We start from the raw sequence: 10,907 nt of genomic DNA on the forward strand, positions 1-10,907 counted from the left end.
GGGCCCGGGGCGGCCCGTCACCCCCCCCCCCCCCGCCCCCCGGGCGCCCGGGGGGCGGGGGGGGGGGGGGGGGGGGGGCGCCGCGCCGGCGCCGCTGGGCCGGGCCGAGGCGCAGGGGAGGGCGGAGGCGCAGCCGGTCAGGGAGTCGTGACGGGCGCCGCTGCCGCCGCCGCCACCCGCTGCAGCGCCCGGAGCACCTGACGCACCGGCGCCGCCGCGACGGCGTCCGGCCTGGCCAGCACGTCGACGTGCCGGGCGAGCGTCACGCCGCTGATCGGGCGCAGCACCAGCTCGTCGTCCGCGAGCGCCGCGGCGGTGATGCGCGGGACGAGGGCGACCGCGGCTCCGCTGCGCACCACCTGCGCGGCGACGAAGAACTCGTTGATGCGGTGCTCGATGATGAGCGGCTGCCCGGCGAGGGCCGCCAGATGGTCGAGCGCTCTGGCGAGCGGGAAGCCGTCGTGCACCGAGATCCAGCGCTCGTCGCGCAGATCGGCCGGCGTGATCCGCGCCAGGGCGGCCAGCGGGTGCGCGCGATGGAGGGCCAGGTCGAGGGGCTCCACGAACAGCGGGGCGACGTGGAGGCGCTCCGCCGGCCATTCCGGCTCGTGGGCGAGGCGGTGGGCGATCACCAGGTCGTGGTCGGCCGTGAGCCCGGGGAAGTCGGACCGCGCCACATCGGCGTCGCGCAGCGAGACGGCGGGGCTGTCCGCCGACCGGGCCAGCTCGGCGAGCAGCGGCCGGAACAGGGCGAGCCCCGCGCTGTGGAACGCCGACACGCTCACGGTGCGGGTGCGCTCGTGCAGGAACGCGTCGACCGCGTCGCGCGCGCCGGCCAGCGCCTCCTCCACCCGTGCGCCGGCGACCGCGAGCGCGGCACCGGCCTCGGTGAGCGCGAGCGCCCGCCCGCGCTTGACGGTCAGCGGGACCGGAACCCCGGCCTGGAGGGCGGCCAGCTGCTGCGAGACGGCCGAGGCGCTGATGCCCAGGGCGGCGGCGACGGCGGTGACGCTGCCGCGGTCGCCCAGCTCGCGCAGCAGCCGGAGGCGCATCGGATCCATAAGCGTTCCTCAATCGTCGGTGAAGACGGTGGCCGTTGTTCTTCACGGTCGTCACGTCGAAGACTAGTGGCATGACCGCCCGCCTCCGCAGACCCTCCCTCGTCGACGTCCTGCTGCTCGGCGTGGCCGCGGTCTGGGGCTCCAGCTTCCTCGCCGCCAAGGGCCTCGCGGCGGAGGTGGGCGTCCCCTCCGCCGTCGCGCTGCGCTTCCTCGTCGCGGCTGTGGCGATGGCGCTGCTCTGCCTCGTGCGGCGCGAGCGCCTCCCGCGCGGCCCGGGCCTCGCCATCGCCGCGCTGCTGGGGTGCTCGCAGGCCGCGATCATCGGGCTCGAGACCTGGGGAGTCCACCTCACCTCGGCGACCAACGCGGGCCTCCTGATCAGCCTGTCGCTCGTGCTGACCCCGGCGCTGGAGGGGATCGCCGCACGCGACTGGCTGCCGCGCTCGTACTTCGTCGCCGCGGTCGCCGCCGTGGTCGGCGTCGCGCTGCTGGTGGGCGGTGGAGGGTTCCGGCCGCCGACCGCCGGAGACCTGCTCGTGATCGCGGCGGCGATCGTGCGCGCGCTGCACGTGACCGCGAGCGCCCGGCTCACCCGGCGACGCGCCGACGGCACGTTCGGGGTGGTCCTGGTGCAGCTGCTGGTGTGCGCGCTCGGGTTCTCGCTGCTCGGCGGCGCCGACCTGGTGCCCGCCGTGACGCGGCTCGATCCGGTGGGCTGGGTGGAGGTGCTGTTCCTCGGGCTGCTCTGCTCGGTCTTCGCGTTCGCGGTGCAGCTGTGGGCGGTGCGGCGCACCTCCGCGGCCCGCGCCAGCATCCTGATGGGGACGGAGCCGGTCTGGGCCCTGCTCGTCGGCGTGGTGCTGGCGGGCGAGCCGATCGGCCCGCTCGGGGTCGTCGGCGCGGCCGTCATCGTCGCCGCCGGGTACGCCGGGCAGGCCATCGAGCGGCGGCACCGCGAAGGGGCGGCCGCGCGCGAGGCGGCGCGGCTCAGCCGGCCGGGAGGCTTCAGCGGGCCGGCGCGGTCGACCTCCGCACCACCAGCTCCGGCTGGAACACCGTCTGCCGGGGGATGAGGTCAGGGTCCGTGTTCTCCTCCAGGAGGATGCGCAGGGCCGTGCGGCCGATCATGGTGCTCGGCTGCCGCATCGACGACAGCGGCACGGCGGCCGCGCCGGCGAACGCGATGTCGTCGAAGCCGATGATTGCGATGTGGTCGGGCACCTGCACGCGGCCGTCCGAGACCAGCGACTGGAGGAGGCCCAGCGCGAGCAGGTCGTTGGCGGCGAACAGCGCGTCCGGCCGCTGGCCCGGCGGCCTGGCCATGATGCGTGCGCCCGCCGCGACGCCCTGCTCGACGGTCATCGCGGTGGTGGCGACGACCTCCAGCTCGACCTGACCCTCGGCGTTCTCGGCGGCCACGCGGGCGCCCGCCAGGCGGTCCTGCACCTGACGGATCTCGAACGGGCCGCCGACGAAGGCGATGCGGCGGCGGCCGGTCTCGATGAGGTGCTCGACGGCCATCCTGCCCCCGGCGACGCTGTCGACCGAGACCGAGCTGTACCGGCTGCTGCCGCCGAACCGGTCGACGAGCACCGCGCGGATGCCGCGGCGGCGCAGCCGCTCGAGCCGGGGCTGGATGTCGCCGAACGGCGCGATGAGCACGCCGCGCACCTGCTGCTCCTCGAACAGGTCGAGATACAGGCGCTCGCGATCGGCGTCCTCGTCGGTGTTGCCGTACAGGATGGCGATGCCGTGCCGTGACGCCTCGTCCTCGGCGCCGCGGACCACGTCGTTGAAGAACGGGTTCTGCCCGTTGAGCACGACGAAGCCGACGGCCGAGCTGACGCCCTTGCGCAGCCTCCTGGCTGCGTCGTTGGGCACGTAGCCCAGCTCGTCGATGGCGCGTGTGACGCGCACGAGCAGCTCGGCGGAGACCTCGTCCGGCCGGTTCAGGACGTTCGACACGGTGCCGACGGAGACGCCGGCGCGCTGCGCAACGTCCCGGATGCTCGTCGGTTGCATCGTCGCTCCCTCGTCGGCCTGAGTGTTCACGATGCTCGCTTGACCGAGGCATCGGACCTCAATATAGTGTGCCTGAATCGTACATGAATCGATTCATGACATGTTCACCTCAATGAGGAGGCTCTTCGTGCCACCCACTGACCAGCAGACACCGGCACCGCCCGTGCTCGAGCTGTCGAAGGTCGTCAAGTCCTTCGGAGCCGTCGTCGCGCTCCGCTCCGGCAGCCTCCGCCTCGAACAGGGCTCCATCCACGCGCTCGTCGGCGAGAACGGCGCCGGCAAGTCGACGCTCGTGAAGATCGTGGCGGGGCTCTACCGCCGCGACGCCGGCGACCTCCGGCTGCGCGGCGAGGAGGTGGACTTCACGTCGACCGCCCAGGCCAAGGCCGCGGGCGTCGCGGTGATCTACCAGGAGCCGACGCTCTTCCCCGACCTGTCGGTGACCGAGAACGTGTTCATGGGCCGTCAGCCCGAGGGTCGCTTCGGGCGCATCGACCGCAAGCGGATGCGGCAGGAGGTCGAGGGCCTGTTCCAGCGCCTCGGCGTGCGGATCGACCCCGACCGGCTGGCCGAGGGACTCTCCATCGCCGACCAGCAGATCATCGAGATCGCCAAGGCCGTCTCGCTCGACGCCCGCGTGCTGATCATGGACGAGCCCACCGCGGCGCTCTCCGGCGTGGAGGTGGAGCGGCTCTTCGCGGTCGCCCGCAGCCTCCGCGACGAGGGCCGCGGCATCGTGTTCATCTCGCACCGCTTCGACGAGGTCTTCTCGCTCTGCGACACCATCACGGTCATGCGCGACGGCTCGTTCGTCTCGACCGACCCGACCGACGAGGTGACCGAGGACGAGATCGTGCGGCGCATGGTCGGCCGCGACGTGACCGAGCTGTTCCCCAAGCAGGAGACCGAGATCGGCGGTCCGCTGCTGGAGGTCGACGGCCTCACCTCGCCCGGGGTGTTCGCCGACGTCTCGTTCACCGTGCGCTCCGGCGAGATCGTCGCCCTCGCCGGTCTCGTCGGCGCGGGGCGCAGCGAGATCGCCCGCGCGGTGTTCGGGGTCGACCCGTACACCTCCGGCACCGTGAGGGTCGGCGGGCGGGCCGTCCCGCGGCACCGCCCGGTCGCGGCGATGGCCGCCGGCCTCGCCCTGGTCCCGGAGGACCGGCGCAAGCAGGGCCTCGTGCTGGAGGAGTCGGTCTCGCGCAACGCGACGCTGGCGATCCGCTCCCGGCTGGCGAAATGGGGCTTCATCCGCAACGCCGCCGAGAACCGCGCCGCCCGCGTGTGGTCGAGCCGCCTCCAGCTGAAGACGAGCGCCCTCGACACCCTCGCCGGCACCCTCTCCGGCGGCAACCAGCAGAAGGTCGTGCTCGGCAAGTGGCTCGCCACCGACCCGCGCGTGCTCATCATCGACGAGCCGACCCGCGGCATCGACGTCGGCACCAAGGCCGAGGTGCACCGCCTGCTCTCCGAGCTCGCCGGGCGGGGGATGGGCATCCTCATGATCTCGTCCGAGCTGCCGGAGGTGCTCGGGATGGCCGACCGCGTGCTCGTCGTCCGCGAGGGCCGCATCACGGCGGAGTTCGACCGCGCAGAGGCCGACGCCGAGAACGTCATGTTCGCCGCGACCCACGCCGCCGAGGAGGCCGCACGATGACCACCCCGACCCTCACCCCGCCCGCGCCGGCCGGAGCCTCCGCCGCCGCCCGGATCGGCCGCGCGTTCGTCCGGGCCCGCGAGACCGGCATCCTGGCCGCGCTCATCGTCGTCGTCGCCGTGACGACGGCCATCAACCCGGCCTTCCTGTTCAGCCCGGACGGTTGGCGCGACCTGCTGCTGACGCCGGCCATCCTGGTGCTCGTGGCGATCGGCCAGGCCATCGTCATCATCACCCGCAACGTCGATCTGTCCGTCGGCTCGGTCGTCGGGCTCACGGCGTACCTGACGGGCCGTCTGTTCGCCGACCTCCCCGGCATCCCGATCGTGCTCGTCTTCGTCATCGGCGCCATCGCCGGGGCCCTGCTCGGCCTGGTCAACGGTGCGCTGGTGGCGTTCGGGAAGGTGCCGGCACTGGTGATCACGCTCGGCACGCTCTACGCCTACCGCGGCATCGACGTGCTGTGGGCTGGCAGCAACCGGATCAACGCGAGCGACATGCCCTCCGGGTTCCTGCACCTGGGGACGGGATCGTTCCTCACCATCCCGTACCTCACCATCCTCGCGCTCGTCGTGCTGCTGATCGCCGGCTGGTATCTGCGCAACCGCCGCGGCGGCCGCGAGCTGTACGCCATCGGCTCCGACCCGGCGGCGGCGGAGCTCTACGGCCTGAAGGTCACCCAGCGGGTACTGGTCGCCTTCGTGCTCTCCGGGGCGCTGGCGGGACTCGCCGGCGTGCTGTTCGTGGCCCGCTACGGCACGGTCAGCTCGCAGACCGGGAGCGGCCTGGAGCTGCAGGCGGTCGGCGCGGCCGTCATCGGCGGCGTCGCGATCTTCGGCGGCAGCGGCTCGGTGTACGGGGCGGCGCTGGGCGCCGTGCTGCTGCTCACGATCAACCGGGCGCTGCCCATCCTCGGCATCCAGGACTTCTGGCAGCAGGCGGTCGTCGGCGTGCTCATCATCGGCGCCATCGTGCTCGACCGCGTGCTCGCCGTGCGGCTCTCGCGCCGTCTCGTCGCAGAAAGGCAGGTGACGGCATGACCGGCATCGACTCCGCCACCAGCACCGCGCCGGCGCGGACCTACCCCGATTACAGCCGCCCGCTCTGGCAGCGCTGGGTGCTCACGCGCGAGTCGGCCGTCATCGCGGCACTCGTCGTCGTGGTCACCGTCGCCGCGGCGGCCGTGCCGAACTTCGGCACGCCGATCACGCTCAGCTTCCTGCTGCTGGACATCACGCCCATCCTGCTGATCGCCCTGCCGATGACGCTGGTCATCGTCTCGGGCGAGATCGACCTGTCGGTGGCGAGCACGCTCGGCCTGAGCTCCGTGCTGCTGGGCGTGCTGACCAAGGCCGGCTGGCCCATCGAGGCCGCGATGGTCGTCTGCCTGGTGGTCGGGCTCGTCGCGGGAGCCATCAACGGCTTCCTCGTGACGGTCGTCGGCCTCCCGTCGCTCGCGGTCACCATCGGAACGCTCGCGCTCTTCCGCGGCATCGCGGTCGGCCTGCTCGGGACGACGGCGGTGACGGAGTTCCCGTTCTTCTGGCAGAACCTCGTGCAGTCCCGGTTCGGCACCAGCGGCATCCCCGTCGTCATGGTGCTCGTCGTCGTCCTGATCGTCGTGTTCGCGCTGCTGCTGCACGCGACGCCCTACGGACGCGGGCTGTTCGCCCTCGGCCTCAGCTCCGAGACCGCGCAGTTCTCGGGCGTCAACGTGGCCCGCACGAAGTTCATCGCCTTCCTGCTCACCGGCCTGGTCTCGGCGCTCGCCGGCATCTACTGGACGCTGCGCTACGGCAGCGCCCGCGGCGACAACGCCGTCGGCCTGGAGCTGTCGGTGATCGCCGCGGTCCTGCTCGGCGGCGTCTCGATCTTCGGCGGCAAGGGCGCGCTGCACGGCGTCGTCGCCGGCGTGCTCCTGATCGGCGTGCTGCAGAGCGCGCTCCGCCTCGCCAACGTCAGCTCGGACGCCATCAACATCATCACCGGCGTCCTCCTCATCGTCTCCGTGCTCTCGCCGCGCATCATCGGCTGGGCACGGGCCGCCCGCGCCCACCGGCGGCGATCACCCGTCTAGCCCCGGCGCACCGCACCACCTGCACTCACCCCATCGAAAGGAACAATGATGTTGCCCTCCACCCACCGCCGCACCACCACGCGGCTGCTCACCCTGGGGGCCGGTGTCGTCGCCGTCGCCCTCGCCATGACCGCGTGCTCGAGCGGTTCCGGCGACAACGGCTCCGGCTCGGGCGACAAGAACTACAAGGTCACCTTCCTGCCCAAGAACCTCGGCAACCCGTACTTCGACACCTCCGACAAGGGCGGCGAGACCGCGGTCAAGGAGTTCAAGGGCACCTACAACGAGGTCGGCCCGTCGACCGCCACCGCCGACGCCCAGGTCTCGTACATCAACACGCTCACCCAGCAGGGCGTCGGTGCGATCGTCCTGTCGGCGAACGACCCGACCGCGCTCGGCAGCGCCCTCACGCAGGCCAAGTCGGCCGGCGTGAAGATCGTGACGTTCGACTCCGACACCGACGCGAAGTACCGCGACGTGTTCGTCAACCAGGCCACGGCCGAGGGCATCGCCAAGGTGCAGGTCGACACCATCGCCAAGGAGATCGGCGACAGCGGCGAGATCGCCATCCTCTCGGCCTCGGCGAACGCGACCAACCAGAACGCGTGGATCGAGCTGATGAAGAAGGACCTGGCCGCCGACCACCCGAACGTCAAGCTGGTCGACACCGTGTACGGCAACGACGACGACCAGACGTCGTTCGACAAGACCGCGGCCCTGCTGCAGACGCACCCGAACCTGAAGGGCATCATCTCGCCCACGACGGTCGGCATCGCCGCGGCGGCCCGCTACCTGTCGACCTCGGACGCGAAGGGCAAGGTCAAGCTGACCGGGCTCGGGACCCCGAACCAGATGCGCGAGTACGTCAAGGACGGCACGGTCGACGAGTTCGCGCTGTGGAACCCGGAGGATCTCGGCTACCTCGCCGCGTACACCGCCAAGGCGCTGATCGACGGTGACATCACCGGCAAGAAGGGCGACTCCTTCGAGGCGGGCAAGCTCGGCAAGTTCACCGTCGGCGACGACCAGACGGTGCTGCTGGGCGACCCGTTCGTGTTCAACAAGGACAACATCGACAAGTTCAACTTCTGAGCGCACGCACCGCGTGAACCCGGCGGGAGCCGGCGGCCCCTCGGTCGCCGGCTCCCGCTGCGCGTGCGGCACGCCCCTCCCCGGTCACCGCAGCCACCCACTAGCCTGGCGTCGTGCTGATCTACTCGATGGGGGTCTCGGCGGACGGGTTCATCGCGGACGACGAGGGCGGGTTCGCGTTCACGACGCCGAGCGACGAGCAGTTCCGGTTCCAGTTCGCCCAGGTGGCGGAGCTCGGCGGCTACCTCCTGGGGCGGCGCCTCTACGAGTCGATGCTGGTCTGGGAGACCGACGACTCGCTCCGGGGCACGGCGACGGGAGCCGCGTTCGCGGACGCATGGGCCGCGCTGCCGAAGGTGGTGTTCAGCCGGTCGCTGGAGACGGTGGAGGGCAACGCCCGCCTCGCCGGCGGCTCGGTGGCGGAGGAGGCCGCGGCGATCGCCGCCGCCACCGGCAAGGACGTGTCGATCGGGGGAGCTGCGCTCGCCGCCGAGGCGATCGCCCTCGACCTGATCGACGAGTACCGCCTGTTCCGGTATCCCGTGGTCATCGGCGGCGGCACCCGGTACTGGCCGCCGGTGGACCGCCCGCTGCCGCTGGGCCTGGTCGGGACGCGGACGTTCGGCGGCCGCGTGATCTACGAGGAGTATCGGCGCCTGCGCTACGGGTAGGCGCGGGCGAGCCCGTCGGTGCCGGGCGTACGGTGTGCGGCGTGCAGACCTTCCTGCCCTACCCGTCCTTCGCGCGCAGCGTGCGCGTGCTCGACCGCGCCAGGATGGGCAAGCAGCGGGTGGAGGCGCTCCAGGTGCTGCGCGCCGTCACGGTTCCCGGCTACGGCTGGCGGCACCATCCGGTCGCGAAGATGTGGCGCGGCTACCTCCCTGCCCTCACCAAGTACGCCCTGGAGTCGGCGGACGCGTGGATCGAGCGGGGTCACGCCGACACCGTCCGGCCGCAGGTGCTGGAGTTCGCGCCGGAGGTGGAGGCGCTCGCGCAGGAGGAGCTGGAGCTTCCGCCGTGGATCGGCGACCCGGCCTTCCACCGCAGCCACCAGTCCAACCTCGTGCGCAAGGACCCGGAGTTCTACCGCCCGCTGTTCCCCGACGTACCGGACGACCTCCCCTACGTGTGGCCGGCCGCCCGGAAGATGGATCAGGGCCTGCCGTAGGACAGGAAGTACGGGCTCTGCGTCTCTCCGCCTCCCGTCGCCTTCACCGTGAAGTAGCCGAACGCCGCGAACCGGCGCTCGTCGCGCTCGGACGGCCGCACGGTGATGTAGTCGCCCCAGCGCGGCTCGCTGCCCGCGCCGGCCGTGGCGGTCGAGGTGTCGCGGAAGTAGACGACGAAGTCGCCGAGGATGCCGAAGCACGAGTTCGGGTAGTCGCTGCTGCCGCCGACCGCCACGCCGTAGCCGACGTCGCCGCCCGGCCCGACGGCGAGGCAGCCGTACGCGAAGGCGTAGTCGTCGTTCCACACCTGCCGCTCCTCCAGCCGGGTCCAGGAGGTGCGATCGACCCGGGCCAGGCGCACGTGCGCGTTGGGGAAGCGGGGGGAGTCCCCGCTCGCGCTGGCCGCCGCATCCCACGCGACCCAGAGGTCGTCGCCGCGCACGACCGAGGCCGACACGTTGGCCACCCCGCGCGTGAGCCAGTCGACGCCGTCGGGGTCCTTCGACGACAGGTCGATGGCCGTCGGGAACGAGCCGACGGTCACGTCGTGGAACGAGTAGACCCCAGCGCCGTCGTCGAAGAACATGGCCTGCAGCGTCGCCGAGTCCTTGATCGCCACGCAGTACACGTCGAGCCGGTTCTGCTGCGACAGGCACGAGAACTGGTACATGGCGTCGAGCGGATCGGTGTAGCCGTAGCCGAGGGACCCTCCCGCCGCCAGCTCCTGGAGGCTGAGGGAGATCACCACGCGGCCCTTCCCGACGAGGTTCGTCGTCAGGTAGAGGTGCGACTCGTCGAAGGCGAGGTCCTGCCGGTCGGTGGGGGTCTTCGGGGCGTCGAACATCGCCGAGGTGAAGTCCCACACTCTCCAGGCCGTCGTCACGTCGGCGGCGACGTCGGCCGCGGTGGCGACGGCCAGCCGGAACGTGCCGTCGCCCGAGCCGTCCGTCCCGTGCTGCATCATCCAGGCGAACAGCGAGCGGTGCGGCACGTAGATCATCACCTGGTCGACGGCGCGGCCCACCGCGGCCGGGAGGAAGGTGGTCGGATCGACGTCGGTGAAGCTGCCGCCGCCGTCGGTCGACACCGACAGGTACGAGTTGCCGAGCATCAGCACGACGTCCCTGTCGCCGTCGGCGCCGGTGGGGTCGGGAGGCTGCAGCACGCCCCGCGGCGGGGTGACGGGCGTGTAGGTCTCGAACACGACCTCCCCACGCTCGCCCGGCCCGGTGGGGGAGGGCTCGGTCGGCGCCGACTGCTCGACCGGCTCCCCGGGCACGTCGGGGATGCCCCGCCGCTGGACGCGTTCGTCCAGCCCTCGCTCGGCCAGCCGCCGGCGCGGCTTCGGCAGCAGCTTCGGCTCGTGGGTGCTCGGCTCGAGCCCCCTGCCGCGCAGGATCTTGCGCTCCTCCGCCTCGTTCATGACGACACCTCCCTGCGCCGCGCGATGCGTCCGCTGACGATCGCGAAGACGGCGAACACGACGGCGGCGGCACCGGCGACCCAGAGGGCGACGCCGCGCTCCGCCTCCCCGCTGCCCTCGTCCGGGTCGACGCGGAAGACCGCCTCGATCCACTCGGGATCCACCAGCGTCGCGACGAACGCGACGACGCTCACCGCTGTGAGCACGACGGCGACCCAGAACAACGCCCTGGCCATGGCATCCACCCCCTCGCCGGGGCGTTGCGTGCTCCGACGGGGCCGAGGATAGCCACCGGGGTGCGCCGCGGGGAGGGGTCGATCCGCGAGGAGGGCTGCCCTGTCTCTTATACACATCTGTGAAAAAAAAAAGGGGGGGGGGGGGGGGGGGGGGGGGGGGGGGGGGGGGG

The 10,907-nt window shown here is 72.2% G+C and carries 11 protein-coding genes; 7 read left to right on the forward strand and 4 right to left on the reverse strand.

Annotation, left to right across the window (positions count from 1 at the left end; translation table 11 throughout):
- Window positions 1-137 precede the first annotated feature (137 nt).
- On the reverse strand, window positions 138-1,061 hold the full coding sequence (locus tag ACR9ZG_RS15415; protein ID WP_481285730.1) for a LysR family transcriptional regulator: 924 nt from the start codon (window positions 1,059-1,061) through the stop codon (window positions 138-140).
- Between the two features lie 71 nt (window positions 1,062-1,132).
- Between ACR9ZG_RS15415 and ACR9ZG_RS15420 the strand changes: the two genes are divergently transcribed.
- Window positions 1,133-2,134, forward strand: coding sequence for a DMT family transporter (locus ACR9ZG_RS15420; RefSeq protein WP_481285731.1), 1,002 nt, complete (start codon window positions 1,133-1,135; stop codon window positions 2,132-2,134).
- Here the strand turns inward: ACR9ZG_RS15420 and ACR9ZG_RS15425 are convergent.
- Window positions 2,067-3,083 carry a LacI family DNA-binding transcriptional regulator gene (locus ACR9ZG_RS15425; protein WP_481285732.1) on the reverse strand — a complete coding sequence of 339 codons (1,017 nt, stop codon included), beginning with the start codon at window positions 3,081-3,083 and terminating at the stop codon, window positions 2,067-2,069. The genes ACR9ZG_RS15420 and ACR9ZG_RS15425 overlap by 68 nt on opposite strands.
- A 127-nt stretch (window positions 3,084-3,210) precedes the next feature.
- Here ACR9ZG_RS15425 and ACR9ZG_RS15430 point away from each other — a divergent pair, with 127 nt between their 5' ends.
- From ACR9ZG_RS15430 to ACR9ZG_RS15455, 6 genes are all read left to right on the forward strand, one after another.
- On the forward strand, window positions 3,211-4,740 hold the full coding sequence (locus tag ACR9ZG_RS15430) for a sugar ABC transporter ATP-binding protein (protein ID WP_481285733.1): 1,530 nt from the start codon (window positions 3,211-3,213) through the stop codon (window positions 4,738-4,740).
- Window positions 4,737-5,780 carry an ABC transporter permease gene (locus ACR9ZG_RS15435; protein ID WP_481285734.1) on the forward strand — a complete coding sequence of 348 codons (1,044 nt, stop codon included), beginning with the start codon at window positions 4,737-4,739 and terminating at the stop codon, window positions 5,778-5,780. The genes ACR9ZG_RS15430 and ACR9ZG_RS15435 overlap by 4 nt, the downstream gene beginning before the upstream one ends.
- Complete coding sequence (locus tag ACR9ZG_RS15440; protein WP_481285735.1) at window positions 5,777-6,817, forward strand: ABC transporter permease; 1,041 nt, start codon at window positions 5,777-5,779, stop codon at window positions 6,815-6,817. Before ACR9ZG_RS15435 ends, ACR9ZG_RS15440 begins: the two co-directional genes overlap by 4 nt.
- A gap of 45 nt (window positions 6,818-6,862) precedes the next feature.
- Window positions 6,863-7,909 carry a rhamnose ABC transporter substrate-binding protein gene (gene rhaS, locus ACR9ZG_RS15445; RefSeq protein WP_481285736.1) on the forward strand — a complete coding sequence of 349 codons (1,047 nt, stop codon included), beginning with the start codon at window positions 6,863-6,865 and terminating at the stop codon, window positions 7,907-7,909.
- Between the two features lie 113 nt (window positions 7,910-8,022).
- Window positions 8,023-8,580: a dihydrofolate reductase family protein gene (locus ACR9ZG_RS15450; protein WP_481285737.1), complete on the forward strand. Its 558-nt coding sequence runs from the start codon at window positions 8,023-8,025 to the stop codon at window positions 8,578-8,580.
- A 41-nt stretch (window positions 8,581-8,621) separates the two neighbouring features.
- Window positions 8,622-9,077: an MSMEG_6728 family protein gene (locus tag ACR9ZG_RS15455; RefSeq protein WP_481285738.1), complete on the forward strand. Its 456-nt coding sequence runs from the start codon at window positions 8,622-8,624 to the stop codon at window positions 9,075-9,077.
- On the opposite strand, the gene ACR9ZG_RS15460 is transcribed toward ACR9ZG_RS15455, so the two are convergent.
- Together ACR9ZG_RS15460 and ACR9ZG_RS15465 are read right to left on the reverse strand one after the other, a co-directional pair.
- Entirely contained in the window at window positions 9,062-10,501 is a 1,440-nt protein-coding gene (locus ACR9ZG_RS15460) for a hypothetical protein (protein ID WP_481285739.1), read from the reverse strand. The two genes, ACR9ZG_RS15455 and ACR9ZG_RS15460, sit on opposite strands and share 16 nt — an antisense overlap.
- Window positions 10,498-10,737, reverse strand: a complete 240-nt coding sequence (locus tag ACR9ZG_RS15465) for a hypothetical protein (protein ID WP_481285740.1) — start codon at window positions 10,735-10,737, stop codon at window positions 10,498-10,500. The genes ACR9ZG_RS15460 and ACR9ZG_RS15465 overlap by 4 nt, the downstream gene beginning before the upstream one ends.
- Window positions 10,738-10,907 lie beyond the last annotated feature (170 nt).

This window comes from Leifsonia sp. KNZ12-8B (assembly GCF_056755495.1).

Coding starts and splice junctions, on each gene's coding strand:
- ACR9ZG_RS15420 (WP_481285731.1), top strand. CDS start 1,133: ATGACCGCCCGCCTCCGCAGACCCTCCCTCGTCGACGTCCTGCTGCTC.
- ACR9ZG_RS15465 (WP_481285740.1), bottom strand. CDS start 10,737: ATGGCCAGGGCGTTGTTCTGGGTCGCCGTCGTGCTCACAGCGGTGAGC.
- ACR9ZG_RS15415 (WP_481285730.1), bottom strand. CDS start 1,061: ATGGATCCGATGCGCCTCCGGCTGCTGCGCGAGCTGGGCGACCGCGGC.
- ACR9ZG_RS15425 (WP_481285732.1), bottom strand. CDS start 3,083: ATGCAACCGACGAGCATCCGGGACGTTGCGCAGCGCGCCGGCGTCTCC.
- rhaS (WP_481285736.1), top strand. CDS start 6,863: ATGATGTTGCCCTCCACCCACCGCCGCACCACCACGCGGCTGCTCACC.
- ACR9ZG_RS15460 (WP_481285739.1), bottom strand. CDS start 10,501: ATGAACGAGGCGGAGGAGCGCAAGATCCTGCGCGGCAGGGGGCTCGAG.
- ACR9ZG_RS15435 (WP_481285734.1), top strand. CDS start 4,737: ATGACCACCCCGACCCTCACCCCGCCCGCGCCGGCCGGAGCCTCCGCC.
- ACR9ZG_RS15440 (WP_481285735.1), top strand. CDS start 5,777: ATGACCGGCATCGACTCCGCCACCAGCACCGCGCCGGCGCGGACCTAC.